19 protein-coding genes and 1 pseudogene are annotated in these 15,938 nt (G+C 70.7%); 14 read left to right on the top strand and 6 right to left on the bottom strand.

Translation table 11 applies throughout. From position 1 onward, the window contains the following. Nucleotides 1-37 precede the first annotated feature (37 nt). The gene (locus ACWD3I_RS18155; RefSeq protein ID WP_365405222.1) at nt 38-859 is read right to left on the bottom strand and encodes an AbfB domain-containing protein; all 822 of its coding nucleotides are present in this window, start codon (nt 857-859) and stop codon (nt 38-40) included. A 210-nt stretch (nt 860-1,069) separates the two neighbouring features. Here ACWD3I_RS18155 and ACWD3I_RS18150 point away from each other — a divergent pair, with 210 nt between their 5' ends. From ACWD3I_RS18150 to ACWD3I_RS18135, 4 genes are read left to right on the top strand one after another with little or no spacing between them, the layout of a single operon-like run. Then, nucleotides 1,070-1,210, top strand: coding sequence for a sulfotransferase (locus ACWD3I_RS18150; RefSeq protein WP_365405219.1), 141 nt, complete (start codon nt 1,070-1,072; stop codon nt 1,208-1,210). Then, entirely contained in the window at nt 1,158-2,093 is a 936-nt protein-coding gene (locus tag ACWD3I_RS18145) for a sulfotransferase family protein (protein WP_365405217.1), read from the top strand. Before ACWD3I_RS18150 ends, ACWD3I_RS18145 begins: the two co-directional genes overlap by 53 nt. Nucleotides 2,094-2,117: 24 nt before the next feature. Further along, entirely contained in the window at nt 2,118-2,438 is a 321-nt protein-coding gene (locus ACWD3I_RS18140) for a DMT family transporter (protein ID WP_365405214.1), read from the top strand. Then, on the top strand, nt 2,438-2,986 hold the full coding sequence (locus ACWD3I_RS18135; RefSeq protein WP_365405211.1) for a TetR/AcrR family transcriptional regulator: 549 nt from the start codon (nt 2,438-2,440) through the stop codon (nt 2,984-2,986). Before ACWD3I_RS18140 ends, ACWD3I_RS18135 begins: the two co-directional genes overlap by 1 nt. Here ACWD3I_RS18135 and ACWD3I_RS18130 read toward each other — a convergent pair. Beyond that, entirely contained in the window at nt 2,964-3,854 is an 891-nt protein-coding gene (locus ACWD3I_RS18130) for a winged helix-turn-helix transcriptional regulator (protein ID WP_365405208.1), read from the bottom strand. The genes ACWD3I_RS18135 and ACWD3I_RS18130 overlap by 23 nt on opposite strands. A 479-nt stretch (nt 3,855-4,333) precedes the next feature. Between ACWD3I_RS18130 and dapD the strand changes: the two genes are divergently transcribed. Further along, nucleotides 4,334-5,323 carry a 2,3,4,5-tetrahydropyridine-2,6-dicarboxylate N-succinyltransferase gene (gene dapD, locus ACWD3I_RS18125; RefSeq protein ID WP_365412895.1) on the top strand — a complete coding sequence of 330 codons (990 nt, stop codon included), beginning with the start codon at nt 4,334-4,336 and terminating at the stop codon, nt 5,321-5,323. A 51-nt stretch (nt 5,324-5,374) separates the two neighbouring features. On the opposite strand, the gene ACWD3I_RS18120 is transcribed toward dapD, so the two are convergent. Then, the gene (locus ACWD3I_RS18120; RefSeq protein WP_365412897.1) at nt 5,375-5,890 is read right to left on the bottom strand and encodes an HAD domain-containing protein; all 516 of its coding nucleotides are present in this window, start codon (nt 5,888-5,890) and stop codon (nt 5,375-5,377) included. Between the two features lie 140 nt (nt 5,891-6,030). On the opposite strand from ACWD3I_RS18120, the gene ACWD3I_RS18115 reads away from it, so the two are divergent. Both ACWD3I_RS18115 and ACWD3I_RS18110 read left to right on the top strand, forming a co-directional pair. After that, on the top strand, nt 6,031-6,591 hold the full coding sequence (locus ACWD3I_RS18115) for a SigE family RNA polymerase sigma factor (protein ID WP_365412899.1): 561 nt from the start codon (nt 6,031-6,033) through the stop codon (nt 6,589-6,591). Further along, nucleotides 6,588-7,838 (top strand): YncE family protein, encoded by a 1,251-nt coding sequence (locus ACWD3I_RS18110; protein WP_365412901.1) that lies wholly within the window; start codon nt 6,588-6,590, stop codon nt 7,836-7,838. The genes ACWD3I_RS18115 and ACWD3I_RS18110 overlap by 4 nt, the downstream gene beginning before the upstream one ends. Here ACWD3I_RS18110 and dapA read toward each other — a convergent pair whose 3' ends face one another. Then, complete coding sequence (gene dapA, locus ACWD3I_RS18105) at nt 7,839-8,741, bottom strand: 4-hydroxy-tetrahydrodipicolinate synthase (protein ID WP_365412903.1); 903 nt, start codon at nt 8,739-8,741, stop codon at nt 7,839-7,841. A gap of 175 nt (nt 8,742-8,916) precedes the next feature. On the opposite strand from dapA, the gene ACWD3I_RS18100 reads away from it, so the two are divergent. From ACWD3I_RS18100 to ACWD3I_RS18085, 4 genes are all read left to right on the top strand, one after another. Continuing rightward, nucleotides 8,917-9,051, top strand: coding sequence for a hypothetical protein (locus ACWD3I_RS18100; RefSeq protein ID WP_365412905.1), 135 nt, complete (start codon nt 8,917-8,919; stop codon nt 9,049-9,051). Continuing rightward, entirely contained in the window at nt 9,048-9,725 is a 678-nt protein-coding gene (locus tag ACWD3I_RS18095; RefSeq protein WP_365412907.1) for a hypothetical protein, read from the top strand. Before ACWD3I_RS18100 ends, ACWD3I_RS18095 begins: the two co-directional genes overlap by 4 nt. Nucleotides 9,726-9,818: 93 nt before the next feature. Beyond that, entirely contained in the window at nt 9,819-10,229 is a 411-nt protein-coding gene (locus ACWD3I_RS18090) for a phage holin family protein (RefSeq protein ID WP_365412909.1), read from the top strand. After that, a complete protein-coding gene (locus ACWD3I_RS18085; protein ID WP_365412911.1) occupies nt 10,226-10,687 on the top strand; it encodes a DUF3618 domain-containing protein in 462 nt (153 codons plus the stop codon). Before ACWD3I_RS18090 ends, ACWD3I_RS18085 begins: the two co-directional genes overlap by 4 nt. A gap of 218 nt (nt 10,688-10,905) precedes the next feature. Here ACWD3I_RS18085 and ACWD3I_RS18080 read toward each other — a convergent pair. Then, nucleotides 10,906-11,784: pseudogene (locus ACWD3I_RS18080) on the bottom strand (YihY/virulence factor BrkB family protein). 117 nt (nt 11,785-11,901) lie between these two features. Between ACWD3I_RS18080 and ACWD3I_RS18075 the strand changes: the two are divergent. From ACWD3I_RS18075 to ACWD3I_RS18065, 3 genes are all read left to right on the top strand, one after another. Continuing rightward, a complete protein-coding gene (locus ACWD3I_RS18075) occupies nt 11,902-12,603 on the top strand; it encodes an antibiotic biosynthesis monooxygenase (protein WP_365412913.1) in 702 nt (233 codons plus the stop codon). Nucleotides 12,604-12,676: 73 nt separating this feature from the next. Next, a complete protein-coding gene (locus ACWD3I_RS18070; protein WP_365412915.1) occupies nt 12,677-13,273 on the top strand; it encodes an ArsR/SmtB family transcription factor in 597 nt (198 codons plus the stop codon). Nucleotides 13,274-13,276: 3 nt separating this feature from the next. Next, nucleotides 13,277-14,011, top strand: a complete 735-nt coding sequence (locus tag ACWD3I_RS18065; RefSeq protein WP_365412917.1) for an SRPBCC family protein — start codon at nt 13,277-13,279, stop codon at nt 14,009-14,011. A gap of 11 nt (nt 14,012-14,022) precedes the next feature. On the opposite strand, the gene ACWD3I_RS18060 is transcribed toward ACWD3I_RS18065, so the two are convergent. Then, the gene (locus ACWD3I_RS18060) at nt 14,023-15,852 is read right to left on the bottom strand and encodes an endonuclease/exonuclease/phosphatase family protein (RefSeq protein WP_365412919.1); all 1,830 of its coding nucleotides are present in this window, start codon (nt 15,850-15,852) and stop codon (nt 14,023-14,025) included. Between the last annotated feature and the right edge of the window lie 86 nt (nt 15,853-15,938).

Raw genomic sequence — 15,938 nt, 5'->3', positions numbered from 1 at the left:
ACGTCCTTGGGGACGTCGCCGTTTTCCGTGCGTGTGCTCAGGTCAGCCCGTCGACCAGTTGGAACGCCGAGTCCGATCGGTACAGGTCGTTGTACTGGTACGAGTCCAGCTTCAGCTGGAAGTTCTGGTGCCGCAGGAAGCGGCCCGGGTAGTTCACCGACTCCAGCATGACCGCGCCGTACACCGACGAGGAGCGGGCGCAGAAGGTCGCGTCCTGCTTGAAGATGGACGAGCCGTCGTTGCGGTCGGCGACCAGGACGAAGCTGCGATGGCGCAGATACCTGCCGTCCTGGGTGGCGAAGGAGTAACAGGAGCTGTCCGCAAGACCCTTGACCAGCTTGAAGGTGGAGTCCTCGCGGGACTCCGAGCCACTGACCGGGTCGAGCTTCACGTAACCGCCGCTCACGTGCCAGTAGCGGTCGGGGTAGTTCACCGAGCGGACCGAACGCCACTTGACCGTCGGCTTCGGGGGCGACGAACTCGGCTTGGACGAGGGGGACTTGGAGGTCGGATCAGGGGCGGGCGAGGGGGAGGAGCCCTGCTGGCGCGCGGCGGAGCCGGTCTTCTCGGAGGTCGCCAGGCCGCTCTTGCCCTTCGGGGGGACCGTTGTGGTGTCGGACGGGCTGGCGTAGCCGGCCAGGCCCGGTATCGTCCCGCCGTCCACGGGGGGCGCCGACTTCGCCACGGCGTCAGGAGTGCTGTCCGTCATGGATATCGCCGTGACGCAGGCGACGACGGTCGCCACGGCGAGGACGCCCGCGAGATAGAGACGGCGGGTTCCCGGTGCCCGGGAGGTGTCGGGTGCCCAGCCGGTCTCCCACGGTCGGTCATGTGGGGGCTGGGACTTGGTGTCTGGCATGCGCAGTTCCTCTGGCGGAGCCCATGGGGGAGGCCGCAGCCGTGACGGCGCGGTAGATGAACGGTGAAGCAGATGGCACAGTAGTGGACCTGGCGCTCTTCGAGCAGCTGTTTGTGTGAGCGGTTTCCACATCGTTTTCTCAGCAGCTTCCCCACGACTTTCTCAGAGCCCTTCCAGTCCGGCCTCAGTCTCCGGCGGCAGCGTCGGAGCGTGGCTACCTCCGCTCCCTCCTCCGCGCGCCCCGTCTTCGTCCTCGGCTGCCCCCGCTCCGGCACCACGCTGCTGCCGCTCATGCTCCATGCGCACCCGCGCACCGCGCTGCCGCCGGAAACCCTCCCCCATAGCCCTTGAGGGGCATGGGGCCCCCATCGTCCTGCCCGCCTACGAGGGCCGGTTCGGCTTCGGCGACCTGTGGGACGCGGACAACCGGGCCGGTCTCGCCCACTGGATCACCGGACGCAAGGAGACACGCTTCCACGAACTGGGGCTGGACGCGGGGACCGTCGCCCGGCGCATCGAGGGCGGCCCGCCCGCTCTGGGCTCCGCGCTCAGGGCCTACGCGGAGAGCCACGGCAAGGTCCGCTGGGGCGACGAACGGCCCGCCTGCGCCCTCCATGTCGAGGAGATCCGGCGGCTCTTCCCGGACGCGCAGTTCGTGCACCTCGTCCGCGACGGACGGGACTGTGTCGCCTCGCTGTTGGGGATGCCCTGGTGGCACCGCGGCTTCCACGAGGCCGTCGCCACCTGGGCGCAGGTCATGGACGTGACCCGGCGCTGCGCACACCGGCTGGGCCCCGACAGCCGGCACGAGCTGCGCTTCGAGGACCTGTTGGCCGACCCCGAGCCCCGACCGAGAGCACTCTGCGGCTACTTGGGCGAGGAGTACGTCCCCGAGACGACCGAGCCGAGCCGCGTGGCCCACCAGGCCGTACCCGCCCGCAAGACCTGGCACCGGCGTACGCACGGCGCCCTGGACACCTCCCGGGCGGGCAGCCGGCAACAGCGGCTGACGCCCGACCGGACAAGGCTCTGCGACGCCGTGCCGGGCGAGCGGCTGGTCCGCAACGGCTACGGGCTGAGCGGAGCCGTCCGGCCCGACCCCGCCGAACTGCTCCGCTACCGCAGGGTCTCCGCCCTGCGCCGCGCGGCCCACAGCAAGCGTCGGCTGCTCGACCGCCTGGCGAGGGTGCGCGAGACGGGCCCCGTCCCGGCGGCTCGGCCGGCCTCTGTGTGAGCGCTGTTATGTACACTCGTACACATGGGATATGTGCTGCTCGCCGGAGCGATCGCCGCCGAGGTGGCCGCGACGACCGCCATGAAGTACAGCGACGGCTTCAGCAAGCTGCTGCCGTCGCTGCTGACCGTCCTCGGGTACGCCCTGGCGTTCGCACTGCTCGCGCAGACGCTGAAGACCGTGTCCGTCGGGACGGCCTACGCGATCTGGGCGGGCGTCGGGACCGCCGTGATCGCCACGATCGGGTTCACGTTCCTGGGTGAGGGGATGAGCCCCGTCAAGGCCGCCGGGATCGTGCTGATCATCGCCGGGGTGGTCGTGCTGAACCTGGGCGGTGCGCACTGATGGCCCGGCGCTACGACCCCGAGCGGCGGCAGCGGATCATCGACGCGGCGATCCGGGTCGTGGGCAGCCATGGCCTCGCCGGGCTGAGCCATCGCTCCGTCGCCGCCGAGGCCGATGTGCCGCTCGGCTCGACGACGTACCACTTCAAGACCCTCGACGAGCTGATGGTCGCCGCGCTGCGGCAGGCCAACGAGGGGTTCGCCAAGGTCGTCGTGGCGCGGGGCGGCCTGGAGGACCGGGATGCGGATCTGGCCACCGAACTAGCCGGTCTGCTGGGTGAGTGGCTCGCGGGTGACCGTACCGGCGTGGAGCTGGAGTGCGAGCTCTATCTCGCCGCCCTGCGCCGTCCCGCGCTGCGGCCGGTCGCCGCGGAGTGGGCCGAGGACCTCGCCGAGCGGCTGGGCCGCCGCACGGACGCGGTCACGGCGCGGGCGCTGGTGGCGCTCATGGACGGGATCTGTCTGCAGGTGCTGCTGACGGACGGGGTGTACGACGAGGGGTATGCGCGGGAGGTACTGGGGCGGGTCATTCCTTCCGGAGCCCGTTGATCGTCGACAGGGCGGCTTCGACGCTTCCCGCGATGTCCGTCACCGGGTACTGCGCGTCCCGTACGACCCGGTCGCGGTCGACGACCAGCGTCAGGCGCTTGAGCCGGCTCGCGCCCGCCGCGCGGAACGTCGGCAGGCGCAGCGCGGCGATGAGGGACAGGTCGGCGTCGGAGAGCAGCGGGAAGCGCAACTGCTCCGCTGCCGAGAACGCGCGCTGCTCGTCGGGGCGTTGGGTGGAGACGCCGTGGACGGTGGCGCCGGCCTCGGTGAACTCGGCGTGGCGGTCGCGGTAGGTGCGGGACTCCAGGGTGCAGCCGGGGGCGCCGGGGATGTCGGACCAGCCCGGGGGGTAGGCGTCGGGGCGGGCGTAGGCGCCGGGGAAGCAGTACAGGACGGTGTACGGGGTGCTGTCGGCGATCGGGTCGCGTGGCCGGCCCCGGTCGTCGAGGAGCCGTAGGTCCGGGACCTTGGTGCCGACGAGTTCGTGGACGCGGCGGGTCTGTGTGGATGTCTCCGCCGCGGTGGCCGTCGTGGCGCCGGGCTCGTCGCCGAGGATCCAGGTGTCGCCCCAGTCCTGGAGGGCAATCAGGACGGGGAGCAGGGCGTGGCCGCGGGGGGTGAGGTGGTACTCGTGGCGTACGGGGCGGTCCTGGTACGGGGTCTTCGCGAGGACGTCCGCCTCCACGAGGAGGTGCAGGCGTTCGGTGAGGACCTTGCGGGAGAGGCCGAGTTCGCGTTGGAGGTCGTCGAAGCGGTGTACGCCGCGGGCGGTGTCGCGGACGATCAGGAGGGTCCACCAGTCGCCGACGACGTCCAGGGCCTGGGCGATGGCACAGCTGGAGTCCTCCAGGCTCGTCCTGCGGGCCATGGGCGTACCGTCCCTTCGCGCGTCGTTGCACCGACAGCGTACGTTCCCAAAAGAGACTTATCAGGGGATGGGGCGGGTGGGGGCCGTGCAGGGTCTTGGTTCGCCCCCGCCGCCCCTACCCGTCCCATCCCCAGGGGCTCCGCCCCTTCGACCCCACTGGGGCTCCGCCCCAGACCCCGATCGGCCCCGAAAGGGCCTCGTCCTCAAACGCCGGACGGGCTGAGATTGCGCGGACCGCTGTCCAGGGGCGTAGCACCTGTGGGTGGGTGGGTGGGTGGGTGGGTGGGTGGGTGGGGGATCGGGATGGCAAGTCCTCGTCCTCGAACGTCGGGTGGGCTGCGGTTGGGTGGGTCGGCGTGCGGGGCGCCCCACTGTCGTCCGTGCTCCGACCCCGCTCCGGCCCAGTGCGGCGGTTCGGTACCTGAGACGGTGTCTTGGCTGGTTGGCCTCTGTGGCGGTGAGGCGGTTAGGTTGCCCTCATGACCGATACGACTGCTTCTCGTACCACCGGCGCCGTGGCCGCCGGCCTCGCCACGATCGCCGCCGACGGCACTGTGCTGGACACCTGGTTCCCCGCGCCCGAGCTGACCGCGGAGGCCGGGCCGTCCGGTACCGAGCGGCTGTCCGCCGATCGGGCCGTGGAGCTGCTCGGTGAGGGTGCCGCGAAGGCGATCGGGCCGGACGCCCGGCGTGGCGTCGAAGTGGTCGCGGTCCGTACGGTCATCTCCTCGCTGGACGAGAAGCCGACCGACACGCACGACACCTACCTGCGCCTGCACCTGCTCTCCCACCGCCTGGTCAAGCCGCACGGCCAGAGCCTGGACGGCATCTTCGGCCTCCTCGCCAACGTCGCCTGGACCTCGCTGGGCCCGGTCGCCGTCGACGACGTCGAGAAGGTACGGCTCAACGCCCGCGCCGAGGGGCTGCACCTCCAGGTGACCTCCATCGACAAGTTCCCGCGCATGACGGACTACGTGGCGCCGAAGGGTGTCCGCATCGCCGACGCCGACCGCGTCCGCCTCGGCGCCCACCTCGCCGAGGGCACCACCGTCATGCACGAGGGCTTCGTCAACTTCAACGCCGGCACGCTCGGCACGTCGATGGTCGAGGGCCGTATCTCCGCCGGTGTCGTGGTCGGTGACGGCTCCGACATCGGTGGCGGCGCGTCGACGATGGGCACGCTGTCCGGTGGTGGCAACGTCCGTATCGTCATCGGCGAGCGCTGCCTCATCGGCGCCGAGGCGGGCGTCGGTATCGCGCTGGGCGACGAGTGCGTCGTCGAGGCCGGTCTGTACGTCACCGCCGGCACCCGCGTCACCATGCCCGACGGCCAGATCGTCAAGGCCCGTGAGCTCTCCGGCGCCTCGAACATCCTCTTCCGCCGCAACTCGGTCACCGGCACGGTCGAGGCCCGGCCGAACAACGCGGTGTGGGGCGGGCTGAACGAGATCCTGCACAGCCACAACTGACGTCCGGCGTCACGGTGAGCGCCCTTCCGCCGAGTGCGGGAGGGCGCTCACTCATGTCCGCAGCGTCGTCGCGAACTCGGTCAGGGCCGTGAAGTCCTCCTCGCGCAGGCCGAGTCGGGGATCGACGTGGTGGAGGAGGGCGGGTGCCGGGTGGTGGTCGGTGACGTAGGTGGTGTCCGCCGGGCTCTGCTCGTCGTCGACCCAGGCGAAGGGGCGGCCTTCGGCGTACGTCACGATGGCCTCCGTCTTCCAGTGGATTCCGTCGGGGCGGTGGACGAGCAGGGAGTCGCCGAAGTCGACGTAGGGGAGCCGGGGGAGGCCGATGACCGGGGCGATCCAGCGGTTGGCCGCGTCCATCCAGGTCGTCGCCCAGCACAGGTCGTAGGGGAGCGCGAGGAGGGCCGCGCCGTGGGTGGGGTTGAGCCACACGCGCAGGGGGCGGCCCGGTTGCACGGACGCCCTGATCGTCGTGTAGCCCTCGGGGCGGCGCTCGGCCTTTGCCGCGTACGGGTTGAGGGGGCCGTCGACGTCGAGGAAGAGGAGCGGGCGGGGGTGCGGGCGGCTCATCGGGTCACCGTACGGGAGGGCATCTGGCGGGTCGGTGGAATTTTCTCGTACGCGCAGACATAGCGGGGTGCGGTCCCGCGCGTCAGAAGGGGCACAGGGGGTGGACATCGGGTCCGCCCCGGGGGGAAGAGAAGGTGACGATGGATGCCGAAGCGCAGGACAGCTTCCGGGAGTTCGTGGAGCACCGGTCGTCCGCGCTGCTGAAGACGGCCGTGCTGCTCAGCGGCGGGGACCGGCACACCGCCGAGGACCTGCTGCAGAACGCGCTGATCAAGGCGGCCGGCCGCTGGCACCGCATCGACGAACCCGAGGCGTACGTACGGCAGATCCTCTACCGGCAGCAGATCAGCCGCTGGCGGCTGAAGTGGCCCAGACGTGAACTGAGTGTCGCCGAGCCGCCGGAGGCACGGGCGGACGCGGACGCCTCGTCCGCCGCCGAACTGCGTCTCGTGATGCGCGGCGCGCTCGCCCGCCTCACCGCCCGGCAGCGCACCGTGCTCGTGCTGCGCTACTTCGAGGACCTGCCCGAGGCCGAAGTGGCCCGCATCCTGGGCTGCTCCGTCGGCACCGTACGGTCCACCGCCCACCGCTCGCTCGCCCGGCTGCGCACCCTCGCGCCCGAACTGGCCGCCCTGAGCGGTGGCGAGGCCATCCGGCAGCCGCCGGCTCACGATTACACACCCGTGGAGGTACGTCCGTGAACGTCGAGGAACTCGTGCGTGACTCCCTGCGTGAGCTGGCCGTCGAAGAGGCGTCGGCGGGCCCCGGGTTCGCCGACCGGGTGCTGGCCGTCCGCCGGCGCCGCCGCACTCGCCGGCTCGTGGCCGTCGCCGCCGCCACCGCGGCCGTGGTGGCCGTCTCCGTGGCGGTGCCGCTGCTGAACGAAGGACGCGACGACGCACGCCCCGCGAGTGTCACGCAGCAGGACGGGATCAGCGCCCACCCCGACCAGTCGCCGCCGAGCGACCTGATCGCGGCAGGGCGGTCGGCGCTCGCCGCGTACTACACGAGGCCGATCGTGGCGAAGAACAAGAAGGAGGCGACCCACGAGCGGACCTACTGGCTGCTCGATCCCGACACCGGCAAGTACAAGAAGGACACCCGGTGGTCGTTCGTCGCCGTGGCACCGGGTCTGAAGACCGCCGCCGTGCTGGAGCGGACCCTGCCCGCCGCCCGGATCGGGCTGCTCGACCTCGCGACGGGGGAGGTCGAGCGGTGGATCCCGGTCGGGAAGGGGGTCGCCGGGCTGGCGTTCTCGAACGGCGGGACCGAGCTGGTCGCCACGACGTACTCCGAGCACCCCGACGCGCTCGAGAAGTTCAAGAACCCCGGAGACAGCGAGGGCGCGTGGATGTCCACGCACAGGGTGAGCCGAACCGGGTTCCTCCTCCTGGACCTGGCCGAGGGGGGCGGGGGTATCTGGCACCCGGTCCCGAGTTCCTCCGCGGGTGGCCGCGCCGACTTCTCCTTCACTCGTGACGACAGGCACCTGTTCGCGGCCGGTGGAGGTCTCAGCACCCTCGTCCGGCCGAAGTTCTACGACCTGTCGGGCAAGGAGACCGCCGCGCCCGCGAACGAGAAGCACCTGCGGTGGGACGTGCCCGCGCGGCTGTCCCCGAACGGCAAGCTGGCCGCCCTCGGTCTGGCGGAGGAGGTCGATCCTGCCATCGCCCCGGGGCACAGGACCATGGCCGGCAAGTCGTACTCCTTCATCAAGGATCCCCTCACCGGCAAGGAGATCACCAAGGTCCGCGGCGCCGAACTGCTCGCCTGGGTCGACGACCAGCGGCTCATCGCCTGGGAGCGGACCACCGGTCTGGACGAGGCGTACGAGGACCGGCTCGTGCTGGTCACGATCGGCAGCGACAAGGTCGTACCGCTGAGCGGAGTCCGCGAGCATCCGGAGACCGACCCGGAGCCGTGGGAGCCCGTCTTCGCCGAGCGCTGATCAGCCGGCCGTCAGTTCCTCGTATGCCGCCCGCAGCCCGTCGACCGCATCCCGGCCGGCGGGCAGCAGCGGTGCGCGGACCGGGCCCGCGGGCAGGCCCAGGTCGTTGAGGAGGGCCTTCACGGTGACGGTGCCGGGCAGGCCCGCCGACATCGTCAACTCGATGAGGGGCGTGGCGCGTTGCTGGAGACGTGCCGCCTTCGCCGTGTCGCCCGCGTCGAACAGGTCGAGGACCGCGCGGAGTTGGGCGGGGACGAGGTTCGCGACGGTGCTCACGTATCCCGCGCCGCCTACGGCGTACAGGGCGAGGTTGTGTTCGTCGCAGCCCGCGTAGTACGCCAACTCCGTGCGGGTGATGACCTTCTGGGCGGCGAGGAAGTCGTAGGAGCAGTCCTTCACCGCCACGATCCGGGGGTGCGCGGCGAGCCGGATCAGGGTGTCGGGCTCGATACGGGTGCCGGTGCGGCCCGGGATGTCGTAGAGCGCGATCGGCAGGCCGGTGGAGTCCGCGATCTGGCGGAAGTGCGCCTCGATCGCCTCCTGCGGGGGCTTGCTGTAGTACGGGCTGACCACCAACAGACCGTCCGCGCCCGCCTTTTCGGCCTCCAGGGCGAGTTCGACGGTGTGCCGGGTGTCGAAGGTGCCGACGCCCGCCACGACCGACGCCCGCTCGCGCACCGCCTCCCGCACCGCCCGTACGAGCTGCGCCTTCTCGGCGTCCGTCGTCGTGGGCGACTCACCGGTCGTCCCGGAGAGCACCAGCCCGTCGCAGCCCTCCGACACCAGCCGCTCCGCTAGCCGCTGGGCACCGTCGAGGTCGAGGGCGCCGCCCTCGGTGAAGGGCGTGATCATGGCGCAGAGGGCGCGGCCGAAGGGAGGGGTGGAGGGAGCGGAGTACGTCATGGGGGTAGTCTCGGCGGAGCCATCGTGAAGCTCCACTTAATTTTTCTACGCAGTATTGATAAGTGATGCTAAGCGGTTGTTGGCAGTGAGCGACGCCAGGGCCCTATGTCCAAATCGGCACTTCATGGGTCACCATGGCCAGGACGGTCATCGGCCCCTGGTCATGGGAGGCGTCATGAAGCTCGGTAAAGCACTCGCCACCGGAGTCGCGGAAGAGCGGCCGCAGGCGCACGAGCAGGAACCCGAACGCGAACTTCCGGAAGAGATCAAGGAATTGAAGGCGCCCGAAGAGGTCCCGGCCGCCCGATGAGGCTGCGGCTTCCGGAGGAACGCCCGACGGAGCCGCCGACCGGATACAAGATCGCCCACCCGGTGCTGTCCCACGACGGCACCCGGGCCGGGTTCACCGGTGTGTCGCTGGGCGGCGCGCTGCCGTACGGAGTCGTGGCCGACGCGTCCTGCGTCTACGGCCTGCGGCACCGGGCGCCGCACCGTCGCTGCGACTGCGGCTTCCACTGTGTGCACGACCGCTCGACGGCCGAGGCGCTGCTGTGCACGGCCGAGCATCGGGCGGCCGTCCTGCTCGAGGTCTCGGTCATCGGCCGCTACCTCCGTTTCGAACGCGGCTTCCGCTATGCACGCCAGCGGATCCGGGTCGCCACCGTGGGCCCCTGTGCCTGCGGCACGGTCGCCTCCGCGCTGGCCGACGCAGGCTGGGGCCGCCCTGGCTGGCGTGCGCTCGCGCCCTCGTGTGCGGGGTGTCTGCGGGGTCGTACGTCCGTCTCGCTCGCGTCGTTCGCGCGGCTGGCGGGGGAGGGGTTGCGAGTCGTGGCGGGGAGTGGAGCGGCGGTGGCGGATGGCGCGGCCGGCGGCCTCGGCGTACCCGAACTCGCCGCGGAGGCGGCCTTGTTGCAGGCGCGGCTGGACTGGTTCCAGAGCCAACTGGCGAAGCTGGGGGAGCGTGGGAAGGGCGAGGAGGGCTAGGGCGCCGGTCCGGTGACCGAACTCGCGAAGCGGTGCTTGTGGGGACCGCAACCGGGTACTCGTCCGCTCCGAACCAGAGAGGAGGCGGAGACCGTGATCCACTCCACGGCCCCCGGCCCGACCCAGCACTCCGTGGGTGAACTCGTCGGACAGGCCACCGAACAGCTCTCCCAGCTCGTACGACAGGAAGTGGCCCTCGCCAAGGAGGAGCTGGCCGAGAAGGGCCGGCGCGCAGGCCGCGGCGGCGGGCTGCTCGGCGCCGCGGGCGCATTCGCCTACGCCGGTCTGCTCGCCCTGGCCGGTACGGCGACCGCCGCGCTCTCGCTGGCGCTGGATGTCTGGGCCGCGGCTCTCATCGTGACGGCGGTGCTGTTCGTGATCGCGGCTGTGCTTGCCGCTCGCGGTCGCGCGCAGTTGCGCCGGGCCGCGCCCCCCACGCCCGAGGAGGCCCTCGGCAGCGTCAGGGCCGATGTCGAGGAGATCAGGGAAAGGGCACACCGATGACGGACAAGACGACGCCGGGCGTGGCGGACGGGGCCAGGAGTCCCGAGGAGCTGCGTCGGCAGATCGAGGAGACGAGGGGCCAACTCGGCGACACCGTCGAGGAGTTGGCGAACAAGGCGGATGTGAAGGGGCGGGCCATGGCGCGTGCCGCGGATCTCAAGGACAAGGCCGGCGCGATGACCGTGCAGCTGCGCAGCACTGCGGCTGAGGCCGGTCATGCTGTTCAGGACCGGGCGAGTCGGGCGGGGCATGCCGTTCAGGGCAGGGCGAGCGAGGTCGGGCACACGGTGCAGGACAAGGCGACTCATGCGGGGCACGCCGTCGAGCACAGCGTGCCGCGTCCTGTTCGTAGCGTCGTCCAGGCGGCGCTGCGGAATCCGCGGCCGGTGATGGTCGTGGGGGCGGTGGTGGGCGTCGTGGTCGTGGGGGAGATGGTGCGGCGGCGGAACGGACGCTAGGCGGAGCGGGGAGTTGTGTGGCGCCGGCCGGGTGAGTGCTGCCCGGCCGGCGTCGGCGTTACGGGGTGATGGTGGGGGTGCGCGCCGGGCTGTTCTCGCCCCCGCCGCCCCTACCCGTCCCATCTCTGGGGGCTGCGCCCCCAGACCCCCGCTTCGGCCATGAAGGGGCCTCGTCCTCGAACGCCGGACGGGCTGAAGGGTGCGGACCGGCGTTGTGGTCACTGTTCCCTTGCCGCTCGCCACTTCGGTGGCCGTTTTCGGGTCTCCCTTGGCGCCACGTACGGTTCCTCCGCCGGGGGGCGGCCGTCGGTGATTGCTCGTTCTCCGGCCAGTTCGGCGTCGAATTCCAGGCCCAGCAGGATCGCGAGGTTGGCCGCGTGGACGGCGAAGCCCGCGGAGGCGGCGAGCCAGATCAGGGTGGCGAGGCAGCTGCCGGGGGAGATCCAGCGGAAGCCGCGGCCGCGGACGTTGGGGGCGGCCCAGTGCAGCAGGCCGATCATCAGCACCACAAGGATCAGCAGGACCGGTCATTCGGCGATGTCCCAGAGGGTGATCGCCGCGTTCCCGGGCCCGATCGCCGTACCCGCCCATTTCGCCAGCGGGCCGGTGAACACCACGATCAGCGCGCCGGCGGCGAGCATCGGCATCAGGGCCACGGTCAGGAGCAGCCTGAGCGGCGCCGGTTTCCACACCGGGCGGCCCTCGGGGAGGTCGTACACCGCGTTGGAGGTACGGATGAACGCGGCGACGTAACCGGACGCGAACGACAGCGCGGCCAGCAGTCCGAGCACCGCGAGGACGCTCCCCGTGCCTCCCGTGTCGCTCAGCCGCACCACCGCGTTCCGCAGGATGTCCCGTGCCGGACCCGGGGCCAGGTTCCCGATGTTGCCGAGGATCGTGTCCGTGGCGCTCTTCCCCACCACCCCCAGCAGGGACACCAGCAGGAGCAGCGCGGGGAACAGCGACAGTACGCCGTAGTACGTCAACGCGGCCGCCCGGTCGGAGAGTTCGTCGTCCAGGAACTCCTTCACCGTGCGCCGCAACACCGCCCGCCAGGAACGTGCGGGCAATGCGGAGGGACTGTCCTTCTCGGCCATGACCAGGCGGGTCTCCCGAAATCCCGTGGCCAGGCACGGGCTTGACCTGAATCTTGGTTGAGGTTGGAGGGTGGGGCGTACACCGATCGCGAGCGATCACGAGTGAGGGAGTCCGCCATGACCCGTCGTACCGACGACCACCCCGACCTGACCGACCCCTGTGTCGGCGCCCCCTTCTTCAGCACCTGGCGCGTGGGCACCCCCGAGCGGCAGCGCGACGCGGTCGAGGCCATCGCCCGTACCTGGGAGCGCAGGCCCTGGCCGACGCCCGATCTGCGCTCGTACCACGTCTACACCGGCCATGACACGGGCACGCTGCTCCACCACTCGCAGTGGACGGGCGAGGCGGCGTACGAGGCCTTCGTCAAGACGCACCGGCAGGAGCGGGTCGACGAGATCGACACCGCCGTGCCCGGCATCGAGCGCCTGTGGCTCGGCCGCTACCGGCGCTACCGCAGTGGCGTCCGGGAGGGCGACACACGGGTGCCGGGGTGCATCGTGATCGTCGAAGTGGAGTTCGAGGGCCCCGATCCGGATCGGCAGCGGGCCTGGGTGGACGCCGTCTTCGAGGCGCTGGAGAGCGAGCCGAACCCGCATCCCGGAGGAATCTCCGGCCACTTCCACCTGAGCACCGACGGCACCGGGGTCCTGAACTACGCCGGGTGGGAGAGCGCCCAGGCCCATATCGATGCCATGGCCGCACCCGGGGACGGTATCGGCTCGGCGAGCGCCCTCTGGGAGCGCGTCCAGACCTGGCCGGGGCTCAGGAGCAGCACGGTCAGCCGGTACGACCACGCGCTGGGGCTCGTACCCGAGTGACCCGACCGAGGGGCCCGTCACCGAAAATTCTTCTCTCCTGGACAAAAAAAGTTTTCGGTGAGACGGTGGACGCATGCTGGACGTGACCGTGATCGAGGACCCCGAGGCCGCAGCCGTCTCGCTGGACCCCATAAGGGCCAGGCTGCTCGCCGAGCTCGCCGCCGGACCCGCGTCGGCGGCGATGCTCGCCGGCAAGGTCGGGCTGCCCCGGCAGAAGGTGAACTACCACCTCAAGGCGCTGGAGCGGCACGGCCTGGTCGAGCTGGCCGGGGAGCGCCGTAAGGGCAATGTCACCGAGCGGCTGATGCGGGCGACGGCCGCGTCGTACGTCATCTCGCCGCTCGCGCTCGCCTCCGTGCAGCCGGACCCGGACCGCTTCCGCGACCAGCTCTCCGCGCGCTGGCTGCTCGCGCTCGGCGCCCGGCTGGTGCGGGACGTCGGGCAGTTGATCACCGGTGCGGCAAAGGCGCGCAAGGGGCTCGCCACCTACGCGCTGGACGGCGAGGTGCGGTTCGCATCGGCCGCCGAACGAGCCGCGTTCATCCAGGAGTTGACGGCTGGAGTCACCACGCTGATCCGCAAGTACGACGCCCCGGATTCCGAGGGCGGCCGGGACCATCGGATCGTCGTGGCGGTCCATCCCACCCTCAAGCAGACCGAGTTGGAGTAGATCATGTCCAAAGAGTTCGAGATCGTCCGCGAGTTCGAGGTCGACGCCACCCCGCAGCAGGTGTGGGACGCCGTCACCACCGGCACCGACGGCTATCTGTGGCCGATGGAGCCGCCGGAGCCCAAGGTCGGCGGCAAGGGGCCCTTCGGGTCCACCGTCACCGCCTGGGACCCGCCCCACCGCTACACCAACCGGGTCGAGAACGTGGAGGGCATCTCCGAGCAGACCATGAACCAGCTCGACTACACGGTCGAGCCGCGCGACGACGGCCGCCGCGCCTGGGTGCGGTATGTGCACAGCGGGATCTTCGTCGACGACTGGGACAACCAGTACGACGGCGCCGCCAAGCACACCGACTTCTATCTGCACACCCTGCGCGAGTACCTCACCCACTTCGCGCCCCGGCCCGCCGCCTTCGCGACCTTCGACGGACCCGAGGCGTCGAAGGCCGCGGACGCGCTGGAAGCCGTCGCACGGGCGCTCGGGGTCGGGGAGGGCGTGGCCGCCGGGACCTCGGTGAGGGTCCATGGGCCCGACGAGTTCGACGCCGTCGTCGACTTCCGCAACCCCTACTTCATCGGGCTGCGCACCGACCGGGGGCTCACCCGGATCTTCGGGCGGAACAACTGGGGTTACCCGGTCGGCGTTTCCCTGCACGACTTCACGCCGGGTGACGACATCAAGGAGTGCGAAGCCGCCTGGCAGGACTGGCTGAACGGGGTGTTCAACCAGTCCTGAGCCCAAGGGGCTTACGGCTGGAAGCGCAGCACCTGCGGGTCGTGGTCGCTGATCTGGTCGTTGAACTCCGAGTTGACGTGCACGCTGTCGTACTCGAAGTCGCAGGACTTCCGGATCGAGGGGCTGACCAGGATCTGGTCCAGGACCTGGGCGTTGCCCTGGTAGACGTACGAGTAACGCTCGCTCTTCGGCAGCGACTTGATCGCCGACCAGAGGGCGCCGTCGGTCTCCAGGATCTTGGCGGTGTCGGAGAACTCGAAGTCGTTGATGTCGCCGAGGGCGATGACGTCCGCGTTCTTCTGGGTGGCCAGGACGTCCTTGACGAACGCGTTCACCGCGGTCGCCTGGAGGTGACGCTGGGTCTCCGAGCTGCGCGGCACCGGCTGGTACTGCGAGGTCAGACCGTAGTCGCCGCCCTTGGAGTTGAAGTGGTTGGCGATCACGAAGACCGTCCTGCCACGGAAGGCGAACTCGCCGACCAGCGGCTTGCGGCTGTTCGCCCAGGCCGCGTTGGCCGGGTCGATACGACCCGGGGAGACCGTCAGCGCGGCCTTGCCCTTCTCCTTGGTGACCCCGACGGCGGTCGTGGCGTCGCCGCCCGCGCGGTCGGTGAAGGAGACCCGCTCCGGGTTGAAGAGGAACACCTGGCGGATGTTGCCGCCCGGCTCACCGCCGTCGGTGCCGTTCGCCGGGTCGATGGAGCGCCAGTCGTACGTCGGGCCGCCCGCGGCGGTGATCGCGTCGATCAGCTTCTGCACCGTCTGGTCGGCGGCGACCGTGCCGTCGTTGGTCGCGCCGTTGTTGTCCTGGATCTCCTCCAGGGACACGATGTCGGGCGACTGAAGGTTGTGCACGATCGCGGCGGCGTGCTCGGCGAAGGTGTTGTCGGACGGGTCGAGGTTCTCGACGTTGTACGTCGCGACCGCCAGCTCGCCCTTCTTCTGCTTCTCGGTCGTCTCACGGGCCACACCGGCGCTCTTCAGCGTGCCGATCGTGTTGGCGACGAGGGTGTAACCGCCGAACTGGTTGTAGTCCAGCGGGCCGGAGGTGGCGCCCTCCAGGACGTCACCGACGTTCGCCTTCGGGAAGGCGGAGGTCGCGCCGAGGGACTGGATCTGGATGCGGCCCGTGTTCTGCGACTCGTAGGAGCCGTAGACCGTGCCGCCGCGGCGGTTGGCGTTCTCGCGCGGCTTCACCGTGACCCAGAGCTCGGTGTACGGGTCGGTGGCGCCGGTCACGCGGGCGTCGGCGACCTGGACGTTCTCGCCCTCCAGGGACTCGTAGTAGTCCAGGGCGTACTTCGACGGCTTCAGGGTCAGGCCGTTGACGGAGTTGCTCGCGGCGCTGTCGCCCGCCGGGGCGTACGCGGCCGGGACCGACTTGGCGCCGATGACCTTCGCGGCCGGGACGGCGTTGCCGCTGGAGACGACGGTGAACGTCGGCTTGGTGATCTCGGTGATCGACTGGTTGCCGGAGGTGGCGCCGGCCGGGACGAACTCCGAGACCGTGCCGGACACCGTGACGAGGTCGCCGACGGCGACGCCCTTCGGGGTGGAGCTGGTGAAGACGAAGACGCCCTCACTGGTGGCCGGGTTGGCGTCGGCGTTCGGGTCCTGGATCCAGAAGCCTCTGGAGGAGCCGTAGGTGCGGATGCCGGTGACGATTCCGGACACATCCGTGACGGCCTTGCCCGCGTACGGGGATATGCGCGTGGTGCCCTGAATGTCGTGGATGGCCACGGAGTCCGCGTGCGCGGGAGAGGTCAGGACGATGGTGGACGCCGCGGAACATACGGCGGCGACGGTGAGCGCGGCGAGGCGCGCAGAGGACTTGCTCGGCAACGGGATCCCTCCGGGGACGTGCATAGCGCCGGGACGAGGGTGAAACGTGTGTGGAGCCGAACCGGTGGGGCGGTGCGACGCGCGTA

This window comes from Streptomyces sp. NPDC002817, assembly GCF_053592055.1.
This window is presented reverse-complemented; position numbering and strand designations above follow the sequence as displayed.

Excerpts from the sequence above, each read along its gene's own strand:
- ACWD3I_RS18100 (WP_365412905.1), top strand. The coding sequence starts at position 8,917 with ATGAAGCTCGGTAAAGCACTCGCCACCGGAGTCGCGGAAGAGCGGCCG.
- ACWD3I_RS18075 (WP_365412913.1), top strand. The coding sequence starts at position 11,902 with ATGACCCGTCGTACCGACGACCACCCCGACCTGACCGACCCCTGTGTC.
- ACWD3I_RS18085 (WP_365412911.1), top strand. The coding sequence starts at position 10,226 with ATGACGGACAAGACGACGCCGGGCGTGGCGGACGGGGCCAGGAGTCCC.
- ACWD3I_RS18135 (WP_365405211.1), top strand. The coding sequence starts at position 2,438 with ATGGCCCGGCGCTACGACCCCGAGCGGCGGCAGCGGATCATCGACGCG.
- ACWD3I_RS18130 (WP_365405208.1), bottom strand. The coding sequence starts at position 3,854 with ATGGCCCGCAGGACGAGCCTGGAGGACTCCAGCTGTGCCATCGCCCAG.
- ACWD3I_RS18120 (WP_365412897.1), bottom strand. The coding sequence starts at position 5,890 with ATGAGCCGCCCGCACCCCCGCCCGCTCCTCTTCCTCGACGTCGACGGC.
- ACWD3I_RS18155 (WP_365405222.1), bottom strand. The coding sequence starts at position 859 with ATGCCAGACACCAAGTCCCAGCCCCCACATGACCGACCGTGGGAGACC.
- ACWD3I_RS18145 (WP_365405217.1), top strand. The coding sequence starts at position 1,158 with ATGCGCACCCGCGCACCGCGCTGCCGCCGGAAACCCTCCCCCATAGCC.
- ACWD3I_RS18065 (WP_365412917.1), top strand. The coding sequence starts at position 13,277 with ATGTCCAAAGAGTTCGAGATCGTCCGCGAGTTCGAGGTCGACGCCACC.
- ACWD3I_RS18070 (WP_365412915.1), top strand. The coding sequence starts at position 12,677 with ATGCTGGACGTGACCGTGATCGAGGACCCCGAGGCCGCAGCCGTCTCG.
- dapD (WP_365412895.1), top strand. The coding sequence starts at position 4,334 with ATGACCGATACGACTGCTTCTCGTACCACCGGCGCCGTGGCCGCCGGC.
- ACWD3I_RS18115 (WP_365412899.1), top strand. The coding sequence starts at position 6,031 with ATGGATGCCGAAGCGCAGGACAGCTTCCGGGAGTTCGTGGAGCACCGG.
- dapA (WP_365412903.1), bottom strand. The coding sequence starts at position 8,741 with ATGACGTACTCCGCTCCCTCCACCCCTCCCTTCGGCCGCGCCCTCTGC.
- ACWD3I_RS18140 (WP_365405214.1), top strand. The coding sequence starts at position 2,118 with ATGGGATATGTGCTGCTCGCCGGAGCGATCGCCGCCGAGGTGGCCGCG.
- ACWD3I_RS18095 (WP_365412907.1), top strand. The coding sequence starts at position 9,048 with ATGAGGCTGCGGCTTCCGGAGGAACGCCCGACGGAGCCGCCGACCGGA.